Raw genomic sequence first — 18,078 nt, 5'->3', positions numbered from 1 at the left:
GTCGGCACGAAACAAATAAAACATGATCAATGAGTATAGAAAACAAATTTAAAGGAGTAATTGTACCCGCTGTAACGCCACTTAATTCAATATTTGCTATTGACGAGCCTGCGGTTGAACGCATTTTCAATAACTTTTATGCACACCAGGCATCGCCATTTATTTTAGGCACTACAGGAGAAGCGCCTTCGCTTTCATTACAACAAAAGAAAGACTATGTACTGGCAGCCGCGAAATATAAAAAACAGGTTCCGTTCTCTATGCAGGAATTTCTTCCAATATAATCAACGAATCCATTGACTTTGCAAATTACTGTGCAGACCAGGGGGTAGATGCAGTAGCTGCTACTTTGCCTTCCTATTATGTATTGACTGAAAGCCAGATGAAAAAATACTTTGAAGATCTGGCCAATGCAATAAAAGTGCCGCTGATCATTTACAATATACCGGCTACTACTCATATGAGCATTCCGTTGTCGATTATTGATGAATTGAGTCATCATCCCAACATCGTCGCCACCAAAGATTCGGAACGTAGCGACGAAAGGTTGCAGCAATCGCTGGCGCTTTGGAAAGACCGTACCGATTTTGGTCACTTCCTCGGATGGGCAGCCAGGTCGGCAGATGCATTACTGGGTGGCAGCGATGGTCTGATCCCCAGTACCGGTAATGTGTTCCCGGGTATCTATCAAAAAATGCTGGAGGCTGTTGAGGCCGGAAATAAGGAACTGGCTTACGAAATGCAGCAACATAGCGACACCGGAGGCAATCTGTACCAGTCGGGCAGAACCCTGGGCGAGCCTTTGGGCTTTGAAAGTACTAATGCAGCAGCGCGGGCTTTGCCAGGCGGTAGTGATGCCTCCTTTGCAGCAACAGAGCAATGAGCAGGCAGCGCAATTAATTCAACATTTACAGCAAATTAATTTCAACTAGAAATAATGAATACTTTACCCATAATAGCTATTACAATGGGCGATCCGGCCAGTATTGGTCCTGAGATTGCAGTAAAAGCTTTAAAAGATAAAAAAGTTTATGAAATATGCAGGCCGCTGATTGCGGGCGATGCCGGCGTGTTTGAAAAGATCATTGCCGAGTTAAACTTGAACGTAAAAGTAAATCGTATTGAAAAACCAGCTGATGCGGGTTTTGTTTTCGGTACGATCGATGTGGTTGATCTTAAAAACGTGGATGCTTCTAAATTAGAATATGGTAAAATAGATGCCATGTGCGGGGAAGCCAGTTTCAGGTCGGTGGAAAAAGTGATACAACTGGCGTTGGCCGGTGAGGTAGCTGCAACGGTTACCGGTCCCATCAATAAAAAATCGATCAATGAAGCCGGTCATCATTTTGCTGGTCATACCGAAATTTATGCGCACTACACCAATACAAAAAAATATGCCATGTTGCTGGTGGAGGATCATATCAATGTCATTCACGTAAGCACACACGTATCACTACGGCAAGCCTGCGACCTGGTGAAAAAGGATCGTATAGTGGAAGTAATAGAATTGCTGCGTAAGGGGCTGACAAGTCTTGGCAAGACCAATTTGAAAATTGGGGTGGCTGGTTTAAATCCGCACGCCGGCGACAGTGGGCTTTTTGGTACCGAAGATGACCAGGAAATCCTCCCGGCTGTTGAAGAAGCGCGTAGCCGTGGTTATGATGTAGAAGGTCCTGTGCCTCCCGATACCATGTTTGCCAAAGCAGCAACAGGTGCTTATGGCGGTGTGGTTGCCATGTACCACGATCAGGGACATATTCCTTTCAAATTGGCCGGCTTTAAGTGGAACTCAGAGAAGCAGCAGATGGAAAGTGTAAAAGGCGTAAACATTACCCTGGGTTTGCCAATTATAAGAACATCAGTTGATCACGGAACAGCTTTTGAAATTGCTGGTAAAGGCATTGCAAGTCCGGATGCAATGGTATTGGCGATAGAAAGTGCCGTGCAATTGGCCAGCAACCAGAAATGAATAATTAGAAATGAGTAATCAGTAAGCACTCATCATTTATTATTCGCCATTCATTACTCATCATTCATCACTCGTTTTCATGATTGTAGTTATTGCAGATGATTTTACAGGGGCTGCCGAGCTCGCAGGCATTAGCCTGGGATACGGCCTGAAGGCATCCCTTTGCCTCGACGGATCGCTGCAGGGTGATGCCGATGTATATATTATTTCAAGCGACAGCCGATCGATGAAAAAGGACGAGGCATTACGGGCTGTAAAGTCAGCTACTATAGCGGCGGCCTCGCAGAAGCCTCATTTGTTATTTAAAAAGATCGACTCCGTTTTAAGGGGATATGTAGCTGATGAATTGAATGTGCAGATGGAGCTGCTGGGCGTGAATAAAGCTTTAATCTTGCCAGCTAACCCATCCTTAGGTAGAACAATCAGGAACGGCCAGTATTTTATCGATGGCATTAAAATCAGCGAAACCAGCTTTGCCAAGGATCCGGAATTCGCTATTCTTTCTTCCGGTGTCGTTGATATGTTGGGTAGCCCGGCAAAAATATTGGAGAAGGGTGAAGAATTAGAGGACGGGCTAAATATTGCATCAGCTGCTACAACGGAAGAGGTAGATCGCTGGGCTGCTGAAGTAAACGCATCCTGCATCGCTGCCGGTTCAGGAGATTTCTTTGATGCATTGCTGAAGCGCAGGTATAGCAAGAATACAAATACAGGTCAACCCTTATTAAGCAACGCACATGTATATGTAAGCGGCACTTCTTTCGCCAAAAGCGTGGAGCTGATCAGGTATTTTGAAGTAGCTATACTGCTTATATAGATAGCAGTATGTTAAATGAAGATAGCGGATTAGATATATGGTCTGGTAAAGCTATACAAATTCTACAAGAGCATCAGCGCTTGATTGTTGCATTTGATGAAACCGTCAATCCGTCTGCCTTTGAAGCTGTAAAACTTCGCCTTAAAATGGCTGAACACGTAAAGGCGCTTGCTGATCGGTTCGGAATAGACGAGCTGTTAATCGAGGGAGGATCTACGGCAGCTGCCATCTTCCAGGCTTTTGGTATCAACTGTTTTAAACCGGTATATGAATGGGACCGGGGTGTGGTGCAAATGAGGGCAGGCAATATGCTGGTTACTGTTAAACCGGGTAGCTATAATCTGCCGGAGCCAATCAGGCAACAGTATAAGTTATACGAAGATGTGTAGGGTACAGCCCCGCAGATTGTTTTATATAGGGATTGCTGATATTGGATCATTCCTTTCCAAAGAAAAAGTATTGGAACAATCCATCAGGTAGTACATCAAAGTTGGTAAGGAACCAACAAAAATAAATAACCACATGACCCGATTGCACTTTATTGATTATGCCATTATCACGTTGGTACTGGGAATAACCGTATTCCTTGGATTCAAATTCTCAAAAAAACAAACCTCCACCCAAAATTTTTTCTTATCTAAGGGAAATATACCTTCCTGGGCATTAGGCTTGTCCCTGCTGGCCACATTGATCAGCAGCGTTACATTTTTAGGTTATCCTGCACAAGGTTATACCAGCAACTGGATTTTACTGGTACAGGGGCTAATGGTTCCAATAGTGCTCCTGGGATGTATATGGTTTATTGTGCCCCTATTCAGAAAATCGATAGGGTTGAGCACTTATGAGTATTTCGAAAAAGATTTGGAAGCTTCGCGCGGTATTACAGTTCCCTCTCTTTTATGATCAGGCAGTTTGCAGGCATGGGCACCGTGCTTTTCCTGGTGGCGATAGCTATTAAGGAAATGATTGACATCAACCCTTTTGTTGTATTGGCTATTGTAGGTGTTATACTCATTATTGTTAATTTAAAAGGAGGTATCCAGGCGGTGATCTGGCTCGATGTATTCCAGGGATTCATGTTGTTTTTTAGTGGTATTGTTTGCTTAACCGTACTGCTCAGTTCCATAAAAGGCGGCATTCCTGAAGCAATAAGAATTGCCACTGAAAATAATCGTACCGGTTTCGGTCCTTACGAATTTGATTTTAAGCAGCTCACGCTGATTGTAATGATCATCAACGGGGCTTTCTACGCCATTCAAAAATACGCAACGGATCAAACAGTAGTACAAAGGTATCTTACCGCAAAATCAGATAAAGATGCCATTAAGGCTTCCTTCCTGGGGATCTCTTTAACCGTACCTATCTGGACCATGTTTATGCTGATCGGAACGGCTTTGTTTGTGTATTACAAACAGAACGGTGCACCCGATGGTATGAAGGCGGAAGCGGCTTTCCCACATTTCATCATGACCCAGCTGCCTCCTGGCATTATTGGATTTATTATAGCTGCCTTATTGTCGGCAGCCATTTGCAGCCTCAGCGCTGATTTGAATTCTTTGGCAGCAGTGGGTGTGGAAGATTATTACAAAAATTAGCCCCGGGCAAAACAGATCAGCAGTACTTAAAAGCGAGCAAGCTATTTGTAGTCATATCTGGTTTGTTGACGGTGGGTATTGGCGCGTTGTATATATTGTCTGGAGACGAGGGCGTATTGGGTATTATTTTTACGATATACGCAATATTTTCGGGGGGATTGTTGGGATATTCCTGCTCGGGCTCTTTAGTGCACGTGCCAACCGTCAGGGCGTTAATATTGGTATCATTACCTGTATCCTGTTCACTGCTTATGCTTTTTTAACATCTACGCCTATCGGTTTAAAAGAGCCTAAGTTGCTGCTCGATTTGGGATCTTATAATTTTACACATAACAAATTGATGCTGGGGGTATATAGCCACCTGGTGTTGATTGGTGTTGGATATACAGCCAGCCTTTTCTTTCCCAAGCCGGATATAGCTCCTAATCTATTATTCAGTAACTGGAAAAAGAACAGGAAATTGGACGCAATTGAAAAATAAAATAATTATGAAGTTATCTCTTAAATATATGAGAGTGGCACTGCGCCTGTCCACCACTGTGGTCCGCACACTTATACCTGGTGTAATTCTCCTCATCTGTACTTTCACATCCTATGCACAATCTAATAACAGCGATGGAGCGTATGAGCTCCCTTTAAAAGAAGTGTTGAAGGATATTGAACAACATTATGGGGTTACAGTTAGGGCTGATGATAAGTTGGTAGCGGGTAAGAACCTGAAATATGCTAAATGGCGTTACCGTACGGATGTTGATGAAACCCTAAAAAATGTATTGGCGCCTTTCGATCTGAAGGTAAAACCCGATGGGAATAAGAAGTACAAAGTAAGTGAGTTTGAATACTATCGCTGGCCGGTGGCTGAAGGGTGGGCCGAGCTGGATAGAATTGCTGCACAATATAAAAATCTGACAGAATGGGAATCGCGTAAGAAAATGTTACGCCCCTGTATCATGGAAGCATTGCAATTGGATAAATTGCCGGCCTATCCCATCAGTCAACCCATTATCACACCTAAAAGAAAACATGATGGTTATACAGTAGAGAATATTGCCATCGAAATATTAAAAGGCGTTTGGGTTAATGGTTCTATTTATCGCCCGGCAAAAATAAAGGGTAAAGTGCCCGTTATTCTAAACCCCGATGGACATTGGGCCGACCATCGTTTTCGCGCAGATTGCCAGATACGTTGTGCGGCCTTAGCCCAAATGGGTGCTATCACCATCAGCTACGATCTGTTTGGTTGGGGCGAATCTGGTTTGCAATTCGAATATGCCGATCATCGTAAAAGCCTTTCTCAAACCATACAAACATTGGGTGCCATACGCATCCTGGATTACCTGTTGAGTTTAAAAGAAGTAGATCCTGCGCGTGTTGGTATTACCGGCGGTTCGGGTGGAGGTAGCCATACGGTTTTAATGTCGGCTATTGATGAACGTATTAAAGTATCTGCTCCTGTGGTTTCTGTATCGTCTTATATGTATGGTGGTTGTCCCTGCGAAAGCGGCATGCCGGTATTTACGTGTGGTGGCGGAACTGATAACCTGGAGCTGGCGGCTATGGCGGCACCCAATCCACAATTACTGGTGTCTGATGGTGGAGACTGGACGGACAGAATGCCGGAACATGATTTTCCCTACCTGCAAAAAATGTATGACTGGTATGGTAAAAAGACAATGTGACGAACGTGCATCTGCCAGAGGAGAAACACGACTTTGGCATTAATAAAAGAACAGCGGTGTACCGGTTCATGGCAAAAAACCTGAACCTGAACCTGGCCGCTGTCGAAAAGAATGGACAAATAGACGAGTCTGGCATTACCATTGAAAAAATGACCGATATGTATGTATTTGGGGATAAAGGTGAAAAACTACCGGCACATGCAGTAAAAGGTTTTGCTAACCTGGAGACAGTTTTCCAGGCAGCCACGAAATAATGGGTATACTCATACTCATACCTGTTTATGATCATAATTTTTTTCATCATCGGTCCTAGTTTAGCATTGCCGACAAGGACCTCTTTTATTTAAATATGAAGCAACAAATTGGAAAGCTGTTCTTGTTAACCGGGATCATCGCATTATTAACGCTGCCGGCAGCGGCACAAAAAAGTCGTTACAAGATTGGTTTAATAGACCTGATGTTATTGAAACGGCAGAAACTGAGTGCGGTGGCCCTCGCCAAAGAATTGAAGGCTGATGGCCTGGAGGTAGATATGGGAGGTTTAGGTAACCGCTCCACTTTCGACAACAAGTTATTGGCAGATTCTTCCCGGCAGCAATATTTAAAAGCAGCAAAAGATAATGACATTGAGCTTTTCTCGCTGGCAATGACAGGATATTATGCACAATCGTTCTGCGGCAGGGAAGAATACTTGCAATCTGTATCCGATTGTATCAAAACAATGCAATTGATGAGCATCAAAACGGCATTTCTTCCAATGGGTGTTCAATGCGATATTGCGTCCAGCACCAGTGTCAGGGATTCCGTTATCAGTCGTTTAAAAGTTGTAGGAAAAATGGCCAAAGAAGCAGGTGTAGTTATAGCCATAGAAACGGCGCTTTCCGCGGCACAGGAAAAACGGCTGCTTAAGGACATTGGCTCCCCGGCAATAAAGATTTACTTCAACTTTTCAAATCCTTTAAAAGGCGGAAGGGACCTGTATCGTGAAATGAAAACCCTGGGTGCAAAAAATATTGCCATGATTCATGCCACTAATAAGGATAGTGTATGGCTGGAGAATGACCGCCAGATTGACTTATATAAGGTAAAGAAAATGCTGGATAAAATGAAATGGAAAGGCTGGCTGGTGGTAGAGCGTAGTCGCGATGCAAGTCAACCTACGAATGTAAAATACAATTACGGAGCCAACGTGGCTTACCTGAAAAAGGTATTTCAGCCGGAACAGGAACAAAAATCAACGAAATAAGCCGCATTTAAGTGAATAAACGGACTTCCTGTAAATGTTTGCTTTAAACATGATATTAATGTGACGGATAGAGGCTCATAAAGTAATATTATTGCGGCACCGGACGGTACAGGACACAAAAAAATGATTAGTTTAGTAATCTTGTGGGTTTTATAAAAGTTAAATTTGCCCGATCTATTATTATGAGCACAAATTTGTTACAATACAATACCAAATATCCGTCTGTAGCAGACCTGAAAATTAAAGCAAAGAAGAGAATTCCCAAGTTCGCTTTTGATTACCTGGAAGGCGGTTGCAACGATGAACTCAATGTGTGGAGAAACGAAGAAGATTTTAAGAACGTTTTCCTGATGCCGCAGTATTTAAAAAAGCATAACGGTGTTGATATGCGAACGGAGTTGTTCGGGCATACCTATGATGCTCCTTTTGGTATTGCTCCCGTAGGTTTGCAGGGACTGATGTGGCCTAATGCCCCGGAAATTCTGGCTAAAGCTGCATTAAAACATAATGTACCTTATATATTAAGTACCGTATCAACCAGTAGCATTGAGCGTATTGCCGAGCTTACCGAAAGTAAATTCTGGTTCCAGTTATATCACCCCACTGATAATGGGCTGCGTGATGACCTGTTACGCCGGTTAGAAGCGGTTAATTGTGAGGTACTGGTAGTACTGATTGATGTGCCTTCTTTCGGGTTGCGTTACCGGGAGATTAAAGCAGGGCTTTCCATGCCGCCCAAACAAACGATCAATAACTTTATACAGGCGGCCATGTGCCCAACCTGGGGTATTGAAACCTTACGCGCCGGCATTCCTTCTTTTGCAACGCTGAAGCCTTACATGAAGAAGGGGATGGATATGAAGCAGCTGGGTAAATTCATGAACGCTACATTTACCGGAAGGGTAGATGCCGAGAAAGTGCAGGCTATCCGCGACAAATGGAAGGGCAAATTAGTGATCAAGGGCGTGGTTAGCGAAGAAGATGCTACTATTTGTGCGAATATCGGTGTAGATGGTATCATTGTTTCTAATCATGGCGGTCGCCAGATCGAAGCCGGGGAGTCAACCATCAAACCGTTAAAAGGCCTGGCAGATAAATTCAAATCTAAATACAAGGTAATGATCGACAGCGGACTCCGTTCGGGTCCGGATATTGGCCGCGCATTGGCCTGCGGTGCTGATTTCACTTTTATGGGCCGCCCGTTTATGTACGGTGTAGGCGCTCTGGGAAAAGAAGGTGGCGATCATACCATAGCGATGTTAAAGGTTCAGCTCAAACAGGTAATGGAGCAGGTGTGTTGCGAATCCATACATGATTTTCCTGCTACGCTGATTCCATAGAACTGTCGCCATAACTGCAAAAAAATATAATGAACCGTTCCGTTTATATAATAACGCCCACTGCGCAGAGCGGAAAATTATTGATCAGCCTGGGACTGATGCAGATGTTGCAGCGCACTACCACTAAAGTGGCGTATTTCAAACCGCTGATCGACAGCCATGAGCCTAAAGACAATCATATTGATACCATACTCACGCATTTCAAGATAAATATGGAGTATGACGATGCTTATGCATTTACCAGGTCGGAGCTTAGCGAAATGGAGAATCAAGGCAAGCTGAACGAAGTGTATGAAACCATCATCAATAAGTATAAAAAGCTGGAAGAGCAGTTTGACTTTGTATTAGTAGAAGGTAGCGACTTTAAAGAAGAAGGATCGGTATTTGAAGCGGATTTTAATGCCTCTGTGGCGCAGAGTTTGGCCATGCCGGTACTACTGGTTACGAAGGATAGCTACGCAACGGTAGCCAACCTGGTACATAATGTAATAGCCGAAGTGCATTCTTTCCTGGCAAAGGATTTAAACATTATCGGCTTATTTGTAAGCCGATGCACCAAAGATGTAAAGGAAGTAAAAGAAAAGATAGATAAGCACCTGCGTAATGAGATCGTGGTGTCCGTTATTCCCAACGAAGAAGAGCTCACCAAACCTTCCATGCAGGAGATTGCCGATCATTTAAAGGCTCATATTTTATTTGGAGCCGATAAACTGGAGAATGTAGCAAAGAGTTCAATCATTGGTGGCATGCAGCTGGCCAATTACCTGCCCCGCATGCAGGAAGATTGTGTATGCGTGATACCGGGCGATCGGGGAGACCTGATCGTAGGCACCATGTTAGCTAATATATCGCCAAAGTATCCCAACGTAGCGGGTATTGTTTTGTCGGCTGGTATTTTACCGGAGCGTTCCATTGTGAACCTGATGGATGGTACCCAGAAACCTTTGCCTGTATTGGCGGTACCAACCGGTACTTTTGAAACGGCGAATAAGGTGGCCAATATCAAAACACGCATATACCCGGCCAACCAGTATAAGATCAAATTATGCCTGGATCTTTTGAAGGAGCGGTGGATGCAGAGGCGTTGAGTGAGAAGATCAACTCGGTAAAAACAGAAAGTATCACGCCGCGCATGTTCCAGTATAATATGCTGGTGACAGCGAAGAAATTACAGCGACATATCGTATTGCCCGAAGGAACGGACGACCGTATATTAACGGCTGCATCTAACCTGGCCAAAGATAAAATTGTATACCTGACGGTGCTGGGTAACCCGGAAGCTATAAAAGCAAAAGTGAACCAGCTGGGTTTATATTGGGATGATGAAAGGATCAAAATTACAGATCCGGAGAATAGTGAGAAATATGGAGAATACAGCAATACCTTATATGAGCTTCGCAAATCAAAAGGGCTGGAGCTGGCCGCTGCAGAGGATTTGATGCTAGATGTTTCCTACTACGGAACGATGATGGTGTATAAGGGCGAGGCAGATGGAATGGTGTCCGGTGCTGTAAATACAACAGCCCATACGATCAAGCCGGCGTTACAGTTTGTGAAGACGCGTCCCGGGTTCAATACAGTTTCTTCTATATTTTTCATGCTGCTGCACGACAGGGTACTGGTTTATGGCGACTGTGCCATCGTTCCTAATCCAACTGCTGAGCAACTGGCCGAAATAGCCATGTCTTCGGCCGATTCAGCAAAAGCATTTGGTATCACTACTCCAAAAGTGGCCATGCTTTCTTACTCTTCGGGCGCATCGGGCAGCGGTGCAGAAGTAGAGAAGGTAAGAACGGCCACAGGGATCGTTAAAGAAAAAAGACCCGACCTTTTAGTTGAGGGGCCTATACAATATGATGCAGCCGTAGATCCGGTTGTAGGGCGCAGTAAAATGCCCAACTCTCTGGTAGCCGGACAGGCCAATGTGTGATATTCCCTGATCTGAATACCGGCAATAATACTTACAAAGCAGTGCAACGGGAAACCGGTGCTTTGGCAGTGGGACCCATGCTGCAGGGGTTAAATAAACCTATTAACGATCTGAGCCGCGGTGCTACTGTAGATGATATTTACAATACCGTGGTGATCACGGCCATTCAGTCGGGCAATAACTAGATAAAATACTCAAAAGGGTTCAATGGAAATATTGGTAATTAATGCTGGTAGCTCATCTTTAAAGTACCAGCTCATTAACGTAGAAACAGGAAATGTTTTGGCTAAGGGATTGGCCGAGCGTATAGGAATGGACGGGAGCAATATTGTTCATTCCTGGACCAAAGACGAGAAAGAGTATAAAAAAGAAATCAACATTGATCTGCCCGATCATACTGTAGCCTTTAACGCCATATCAGACCTGCTTGTTGGTGATGAAACCGGTGTTATACGGGAAAGAGAGGATATCAAAGCTATTGGTCATAGAGTGGTGCATGGAGCAGAAGCATACACTCAAACCCAGGTAATAACCGACGAGGTAAAGAAAGCTATAGAAGAGCTGATACCCTTAGCTCCCCTGCATAACCCCGCCAATCTTATAGGCATTAATGCGGCAGAAAAAGCATTTCCTAATGCCACGCAGGTTGCGGTGTTTGATACTGCTTTTCATCATACCATTCCTGAGAAAGCCTTTCGTTACGCCATACCCGAAAAGTTTTACCGGGAAGACAGGATACGTGCCTATGGCTTTCATGGCACCAGTCATAAATATGTATATGAGCAGGCATCAAAGTATTTAAATAAAACTGATCTAAAGGCCATTACTATACACCTGGGCAATGGTGCGAGCATGTGTGCCATTAATGAAAAAGGGGAGAGCGTAGAAACCAGTATGGGATTTGGTCCGCTGGCAGGACTTATTATGGGTACCCGTAGCGGAGATATTGATCCCTCCATTATTTTTCACATGGCGGAAGAAATGAATATGCCGTTAGATGAGGTAAAGAATATTTTAAATAAGCAAAGCGGCATGCTGGGTATTGCAGGTAGTAATGATGCCAGGGATGTGAGCAAGTTATACCATGCAGGAGATAGAAATGCCATTCTTTGCTATGAAATGTATACGCATCGAATTAAAAAGTATATTGGGGCATACACGGCTGTATTAAATGGTGTGGACGCTATTATTTTCACGGCTGGTATCGGGGAGAACGATGCCCTTACCAGGCAGCTTGCATGCCAGAACCTATCAGCATTGGGTATTATCCTAAGTGAAGAAGCCAACATTTCAAAAAATCATCCTAAACAACCGGTGGAAATACAGGCAGAAAATAGCAGGGTGAAAATACTGGTTGTACCTACAAACGAGGAGTTAGAGATAGCGCTGCAAACCTGGGAAGTGGTAAAGTAGCCGATTCTACTGTTAAATGTCACCCTGTCCCGATAGCTATCGGGATGCCGAAGGGCTTTCGAAGACGTAATGTCACGCTCTGCTTCGTCAGGCCCGTCCGAACCGGCCATCCGGGCGGGCTCAGCATGACAGCGCTGCGCATCTCGTCCCAAATCTCACCCTGTCCCAATAGCTATCGGGATGACGAAGCCTGCCCGAACGACGTTCAGTCGGGCGGGGGCTTTCGAAGACGTAATGCCACGCTCTGCTTCGTCAGGCTCAGCATGACAGCGCTGCGCATCTCGTCCCAAATGTCACCCTGTCCCAATAGCTATCGGGATGACGAAGCCTGCCCGAACGACGTTCAGTCGGGCGGGGGCTTTCGAAGACGTAATGCCCGCGTTCTGCTTCGTCAGGCTCAGCATGACAGCGCTGCGCATCTCGTCCCAAATCTCACCCTGTCCCAATAGCTATCGGGATGACGAAGCCCGCCCGAACGACGTTCAGTCGGGCGGGGGTTTCCCGAAGATCAGTCCAAATCGGGTTTGCCGTATTGCGTGTAGTTCCTCGAAAACAGCTTGAGCTTATCCCAATCAGATTGCATTAGCGCTTCCTTCTTACGTCTCGACCAACCCTTAACCTGCTTTTCAAAAGCAATAGCTTTTCCGACATCGTGGAAGTAATCATAATAAGAAAGTGTCAAAGGCCTTCTCGAATAGGTGTAACAACCAATATTCTCACCGCTTTCATGAATACGTAGTCGTTGTTCAAGGTTACCAGTAACGCCTGTGTAATAGGAGCCGTCAGCACACTTTAGTATATAAACATAGTAGCGCTTCATAAAGTAAAATTACGATTGAAAGGCTAATACTCAATGCCCGCGCTCTGCTTCGTTAAGCTCAGCATGACAACGCTGCCAATCTCACCCCGAATGTCACCCTGAGCTTGCCGAAGGGTCACCCTGTCTCGATAGCTATTGGGCTAACGAAGCCTGCCAAACGACGGTCAGTCCGGGGAGGGCTTTCGACGACGGAGCCCGCGCGCTTCGGACAAGCTCACCATGACAATGCTGCCTATCTCGTCCGAAATGTCACCCTGTCCCGATAGCTATCGGGATGTCGAAGGGTCACCCTGTCCAAAGGACTCCTTGGAGAGCTGGTCGAAGGCCCCCAAAAATCCCCCTTTTAAAGGATAGGCCACCAACACCCAACTCTCCATATTTGTACCCTAAACTTTTATACTGATCAATTGAATAAAACCCAACATCATGACCAACAGATCCCTCCGTACCAGCTATCTCTACCTCGCTTTGCTACTGTTAGGCATGGCAATGTCCTGTCAAAAAACAGACACACCCGATGCTGAGGAAACACCTATTGATCTTTCGCAGGTAGCCCTTGCTATTACGCCTAAAGGAACGGCAAAAGGTAGTGCGTATACCCAGCAAGTGGGCGCTGGCGGCGGGCGTGTGCAATCGCCAGACGGACAGATTACGATTGATATTCCCGCCGGGGCATTAGCTGCCAATACCACTATCGGTATACAACCTATTAGCAACGAAGCGCCGCTGGGCGCGGGCAATGGCTACCGGTTAACACCCGAAGGAACAAGCTTTGCCAAGCCGGTTACTATCACCATGAAATATGGGCAGGGCCTGCAACCGGGCCTTAGCTGGATCACTACACAAAAAAGCGATGGCAGCTGGCTGGGCTGTCGCAATACCGTTACCGATGAAACCGCCCAAACGCTGTCGGTATCAACTACCCATTTCAGCGATTGGGTTACGGGTAAGCTGATCGATTTCAGGCTCTCGCCCGAAAAGGCCGTTGTAAAAACCAAAGGACAGGTACAACTCTACGTAAATGGCTTTGCCAAAAGCAAGGGCACGGCACAGGAAGATGCCGAAGGCCTCGCGCCATTAAAGCCGCTGTACCCCAAAAACACCGCAGATGACGACCTGGCGCCGCTGCCCCAGATCACCGACCTGGGCACATTGCTGGAGCAAAACAACCACTACCGGCTCAGCTTTAAGCAATGGAGATTGTCGCCTGCATCGGGCAGTTTAAAAGCATCGGGCTCTAAAGCTGTTTATACGGCTCCCGACAAAGTGCCTAACCCTAATACCGTAACCGTGTCGGTGGATATAGAAGCTACCAATGCCGGGAGAACTACCAAGCTCATCCTGCTGAGCACCATTACTATTACCGATAAATATTTTGCCCGGTTTACGGTAGATGGCGTTACCTCTACGTTTACAGAAGGGGAGATCATAAAGCCCGGAGCCCCGGTTCAGTCAACCGGTAATGCAGCCATGATATTTGTAGATGATGCCGGTGAACTCGGTATCACTTTTACGCATGGCGGTGATCAAAAAACGATGACGATTAATACCGATCGGCCACAGGTAGGCACCCTGCCATTTGCTACCACGGCCGCACCACAGGGGCATGTGTATGCCGTTTATATGAAAACCACAGGTCTCGATAGCTACAATTGTGTAGATGATGAGCTGCTGAAAGATGGCAATAGCTGTAAAAGTGGAAGATCATCTACCGGCGCACTCACTTTAACCGAATACACCAATGAAAACGGGGGATCGTGTCCGGCAGCTTCAGTGGCACCATCTGGAACAGGGGAGATGTAACCAACTGCAAAAACAAATCGGTAGATATATCCGGTGAGTTTATTATGCCGGTGAACAGGTATAATTGACGAGCAGGAAAAGCGCTTGTTTTCCCCGAACGTTCAGGGGAGTGACGCAGATTCGAAGAACTCCTTCGGAGATTCCTTCTGACAAGCTCATAAGGACACCGCAGCTGAGCCGACAATTGATGTCACCCTGAGCTTGCCGAAGCCTGCCCGAACGACGTTCAGTCGGGCGGGGGCTTCCCACGCATTAACTAATTTTTATATAAAAACTTTTTGTTTTAAATAAATAAAGTATATAAATTAGTACTAATAACTGAATTGAAAAATGGACCGTTAACCTGACCCATTATATAACCAAATGAACCCGCTTAAAGCGCCAGAAATGTTAACCCATTTTCTAAAATAAAAATCAATTAAAATGAGTAACACGACTATTAACCGTGTGAACGCCACACTTACCCCCGAAGCTGTACAAACTGTGAAAAACGCTATTGCAGGCATACAAGAGGCCCTGCCATTTTTAGTGGGCCTTACGCCTGGTGAAAGAATGAGCCTGCCTAAGATTAGCGTGAGTAACAAAGTATTTACTGAAGATGCGATACAGGCAGCTGTAAACAATCCCGACATTTTACCTGGGTTTATTAAGCCCCAGGATCTAAAAACAGACCTGGATCTTTATCATGCACTGGATGAATTGGTTTTATTGGTGCAGCAAACAGCCGAAAAGCTGGCGGATACTCAATTGCTGGCGGGCAGCGAAGCTTATGCCAGCGCGCTCACCATCTACAAAATTTTTGGAGCGGCGGCCGGTACAGGGGTGGCGGGTAGCAAAACCGTTCATGAGCAATTGCGCCAGCGCTTTGCCGGAGCGGCCGCGCCAGCACCCGTAGCGCCTGAAACACCTGCTGCTGAATAACGCTGTTTCTCATGGTTGATGTTGCTTAGGCATACAGTAAAGCTCCGTTCTCGGAGCTTTTTTAGGTGTTGGGGGTACCTAAAAGGGTGGGGGTCTGGCTTCAAGCTGAGTAAATTGACGGATTACCTTTGCAGCAACAGCCTTTAGCTTCTCCGATCCGGCCCTCAGCTTCGCTGTCCTGAGAGAAAGCCGGGCGAGCAGCGCATTTTGCAATGTTGCCGGTATTAAGACCTGCGCCGGCGCGATGTTGTCCCAGGTGTTCCCGATGTTTACCTTTGCCAGAGGGGTGACGACCAGAGTTGTTAGGGCGTTACCCTTCGGCTACAAAGCTTTTTCTCCTCCGGCGAAGCTATCACTCTAACTGACTTACCTGAAACCCGCGCGCGCGATGGTACCCGTCCCGACAGCGAAGCTCACCATCCTGCTGCCGAAGCTTTACAAATAACCAGCGAAGGTATTTTACCCTCAGCCGATGGTGTTGACCACGACGCCGAAGCAAACTGCTACGCGGGCGAAGGAGAGTGGAGGGTAAGCGAAATTTTGGGTGTTTTGGGGCAATGTGACTTAAAATACGTTGACTTTGGTTGGCAGACAAGATAATTTTGCCGCTAAAAATGATCGATTTTTATTCCATTTATCTCTATTGCGAACAGCCGAGCACTTGCCCTACCTGTGGCGGTCGTACCGAAATTATTATAGAATGGAACCACACCAATTGTGAGGCTGATATACACCGATGTTTAAATCCAGATTGTTTGCGCGAATTTTTAATGGGAGAGGATGAGGATTTTAATTTTCGAAGCAGCAGCAGAGTTGTTAAGATATAAAAACTAAGAAGACTGTGGCAGTTCACATGACAAGTCGTAATCTACAACTAAATCCCTCATCAACGTCTTTTTATTGAAATGTCTGGAAATATTTTGGGTGAGTGTTTTATAATTAGTGCCTTCGTAGCCGTCTGCCCAACGATGATAGTTTACTTTTATGGATTTGCAATTAGGATGTTCGAAGATCATGTTAAGCATTACTCGGTCTGATAGCCCACAAGAATGCCCCATGATTTCAACTTGAAAATGCTCTTGTTCAAGAAATCGGGTTAGACGTCTGTAATTGTTGGTACGGAAGTATCCGAATGATTTCATATAGTCCAGAAATGCATTGTCTTTTTGCTTTTCTAAAATTTTATATCGCTCATCCATTTCGTCTCCGAAGCCGAATATTATAGGATTGTTTTTATTATTTAACTCTCCATGAATATTAATTATTTCCGCGTAAGTATCCGGTGCAATAGATGATAGGGCTTCTCTGTAAGGCTTTAGCGTCTGAGTATAATTGAAGTTTAAAAGCAATGTCCATTTGCAGCTCCTTAAGTCTACTTTTTCTTTAAAATTGTTTTCGGCAAAAGGCTTAGCAAGATGCTTGACGATTTCCTCATTGGGTCGGGGTGTTTTAAGGCCTAAAAGATATTTTTCTAATTCGATTATAATGAATGAAAGATGCTCGTTTATTGTCTTAGCTGAAGATGATTTTCCTATTGTCTCGGCTCCTAGAAGCAACTGGTCATAATAGATTTCCTCTATGTCCACCCATTTTACTTCAGTAATACTTTGTATCGCAAGGTTTACAAGTGAGTTTTTGATTGTGCAGGAAAATGTATTGAAGAAGTCTTCATGACCAATACGAAATACTTTTTCATTCGATAAAATCTGCATTAATGCGTCATCGCTGATACCGTCAGAAAATGGAAGCCTATAACTATAAGCTATTATTGTTTCAATGTTCTTTATATTGATTTCAATATGATCTTTATTAAACGGAGAGTGAGTTTGTATGCAATTAAGAATAATTTGCCTGAAATAGTTGTAAATAAAATCCTTGTAAGATGTTTTAATGCCATGGGCAAGGTCAAATCCGTTCCCAATTAAAACTAGCTTGTTCATGTAATATTATTAAAAGGTAAGCAGCTGTAATGAAATTGAATAATCACTTCTGTCGCAGACGAAAAGATGTATCGAAATATGCCTGCGATTGGTTAAAGCTTGATATTTGTTTATCCAGGTTGCTCTGCATCAGCTGCATGTTACTATCTGTTAGGGTCATGGCTTTAAGTTCACTAAATAATTGATCCGAGAGCTCCTTTGAGTACATTTCTTCTAGGTATTGAATATAGCCTTGAATTGTTATAGTTCCAGTAAAGAATTCATTGTGGGCATTGTTTATTACCGCATAGTTTTTTAGATCCTCAATCAGTTTCAAGATAAGTTTCTGCGAAGTCAAATAGGTAGCTAGCAAAGTGTCCCTTAACTCGTTGGGTTGTGACCGTTGTTTGCTGAATTGAAAAATTGCTATGATGGTACCAATAATTGTACAAATGGCTAAAATCGTTTCCACTTTTGCAAATTAAGTGTTGTTAATAATTTGTTTCTGTCTGTCATAATTTCAATCTTTAACTAGGATCTAATAAAATGACTAAGCAAGCAATAATAAAAATAGAATTTTATTTGCTTTAGTACTTCCAAGCGAAAGAAGCGTGTTCTAGATGTTT

General features: G+C 44.6%; 17 protein-coding genes and 2 pseudogenes. 16 read left to right on the top strand and 3 right to left on the bottom strand.

Annotated features, from left to right (window positions below; translation table 11 throughout):
- Positions 1-29 precede the first annotated feature (29 nt).
- The 14 genes and pseudogenes from MKP07_RS40050 (at position 30) to MKP07_RS30175 (ending at position 11,989) form a co-directional block, all read left to right on the top strand.
- Positions 30-284 carry a dihydrodipicolinate synthase family protein gene (locus MKP07_RS40050; protein ID WP_262920009.1) on the top strand — a complete coding sequence of 85 codons (255 nt, stop codon included), beginning with the start codon at positions 30-32 and terminating at the stop codon, positions 282-284.
- Positions 269-883, top strand: a complete 615-nt coding sequence (locus MKP07_RS30245) for a dihydrodipicolinate synthase family protein (protein ID WP_317236163.1) — start codon at positions 269-271, stop codon at positions 881-883. The genes MKP07_RS40050 and MKP07_RS30245 overlap by 16 nt, the downstream gene beginning before the upstream one ends.
- 54 nt (positions 884-937) lie before the next feature.
- Positions 938-1,969, top strand: a complete 1,032-nt coding sequence (gene pdxA, locus MKP07_RS30240) for a 4-hydroxythreonine-4-phosphate dehydrogenase PdxA (protein WP_240851761.1) — start codon at positions 938-940, stop codon at positions 1,967-1,969.
- A gap of 79 nt (positions 1,970-2,048) precedes the next feature.
- Positions 2,049-2,786, top strand: a complete 738-nt coding sequence (locus MKP07_RS30235) for a four-carbon acid sugar kinase family protein (RefSeq protein WP_240851760.1) — start codon at positions 2,049-2,051, stop codon at positions 2,784-2,786.
- Positions 2,787-2,794: 8 nt separating this feature from the next.
- Entirely contained in the window at positions 2,795-3,175 is a 381-nt protein-coding gene (locus tag MKP07_RS30230; protein WP_240851759.1) for a hypothetical protein, read from the top strand.
- 133 nt (positions 3,176-3,308) lie between these two features.
- Positions 3,309-4,381 (top strand): annotated as a pseudogene (locus MKP07_RS43185) (sodium:solute symporter family transporter).
- On the top strand, positions 4,356-4,862 hold the full coding sequence (locus MKP07_RS30215; protein ID WP_240851753.1) for a hypothetical protein: 507 nt from the start codon (positions 4,356-4,358) through the stop codon (positions 4,860-4,862). Before MKP07_RS43185 ends, MKP07_RS30215 begins: the two are co-directional and overlap by 26 nt.
- A 7-nt stretch (positions 4,863-4,869) precedes the next feature.
- Entirely contained in the window at positions 4,870-6,060 is a 1,191-nt protein-coding gene (locus MKP07_RS30210; protein ID WP_240851751.1) for an alpha/beta hydrolase family protein, read from the top strand.
- Positions 6,057-6,314: a hypothetical protein gene (locus tag MKP07_RS30205; protein WP_240851749.1), complete on the top strand. Its 258-nt coding sequence runs from the start codon at positions 6,057-6,059 to the stop codon at positions 6,312-6,314. The genes MKP07_RS30210 and MKP07_RS30205 overlap by 4 nt, the downstream gene beginning before the upstream one ends.
- Before the next feature lie 95 nt (positions 6,315-6,409).
- A complete protein-coding gene (locus tag MKP07_RS30200) occupies positions 6,410-7,306 on the top strand; it encodes a sugar phosphate isomerase/epimerase family protein (RefSeq protein WP_240851747.1) in 897 nt (298 codons plus the stop codon).
- Between the two features lie 182 nt (positions 7,307-7,488).
- Positions 7,489-8,646 (top strand): alpha-hydroxy acid oxidase, encoded by a 1,158-nt coding sequence (locus MKP07_RS30195; RefSeq protein ID WP_240851745.1) that lies wholly within the window; start codon positions 7,489-7,491, stop codon positions 8,644-8,646.
- Positions 8,647-8,675: 29 nt separating this feature from the next.
- Positions 8,676-9,734, top strand: a complete 1,059-nt coding sequence (locus MKP07_RS30190; protein ID WP_240851743.1) for a phosphotransacetylase family protein — start codon at positions 8,676-8,678, stop codon at positions 9,732-9,734.
- Positions 9,692-10,761, top strand: a pseudogene (gene pta / locus MKP07_RS30185) (phosphate acetyltransferase). Before MKP07_RS30190 ends, pta begins: the two are co-directional and overlap by 43 nt.
- A 22-nt stretch (positions 10,762-10,783) precedes the next feature.
- Positions 10,784-11,989 carry an acetate/propionate family kinase gene (locus MKP07_RS30175; protein ID WP_240851738.1) on the top strand — a complete coding sequence of 402 codons (1,206 nt, stop codon included), beginning with the start codon at positions 10,784-10,786 and terminating at the stop codon, positions 11,987-11,989.
- Positions 11,990-12,497: 508 nt separating this feature from the next.
- Here the strand turns inward: MKP07_RS30175 and MKP07_RS30170 are convergent.
- On the bottom strand, positions 12,498-12,809 hold the full coding sequence (locus MKP07_RS30170) for a GIY-YIG nuclease family protein (RefSeq protein ID WP_240851736.1): 312 nt from the start codon (positions 12,807-12,809) through the stop codon (positions 12,498-12,500).
- Between the two features lie 426 nt (positions 12,810-13,235).
- Here MKP07_RS30170 and MKP07_RS30165 point away from each other — a divergent pair, with 426 nt between their 5' ends.
- The gene (locus tag MKP07_RS30165; protein WP_240851734.1) at positions 13,236-14,612 is read left to right on the top strand and encodes a hypothetical protein; all 1,377 of its coding nucleotides are present in this window, start codon (positions 13,236-13,238) and stop codon (positions 14,610-14,612) included.
- Between the two features lie 423 nt (positions 14,613-15,035).
- A complete protein-coding gene (locus MKP07_RS30160; RefSeq protein WP_240851732.1) occupies positions 15,036-15,533 on the top strand; it encodes a hypothetical protein in 498 nt (165 codons plus the stop codon).
- 830 nt (positions 15,534-16,363) lie between these two features.
- Here MKP07_RS30160 and MKP07_RS30155 read toward each other — a convergent pair.
- Both MKP07_RS30155 and MKP07_RS30150 read right to left on the bottom strand, forming a co-directional pair.
- Entirely contained in the window at positions 16,364-17,473 is a 1,110-nt protein-coding gene (locus tag MKP07_RS30155) for an AbiH family protein (protein ID WP_240851731.1), read from the bottom strand.
- 43 nt (positions 17,474-17,516) lie between these two features.
- Positions 17,517-17,924 carry a hypothetical protein gene (locus tag MKP07_RS30150; protein ID WP_240851730.1) on the bottom strand — a complete coding sequence of 136 codons (408 nt, stop codon included), beginning with the start codon at positions 17,922-17,924 and terminating at the stop codon, positions 17,517-17,519.
- Between the last annotated feature and the right edge of the window lie 154 nt (positions 17,925-18,078).

The sequence above is a fragment of the Paraniabella hibiscisoli genome, from assembly GCF_022512515.1.
GTDB lineage: Bacteria > Bacteroidota > Bacteroidia > Chitinophagales > Chitinophagaceae > Niabella > Niabella hibiscisoli.
This window is presented reverse-complemented; position numbering and strand designations above follow the sequence as displayed.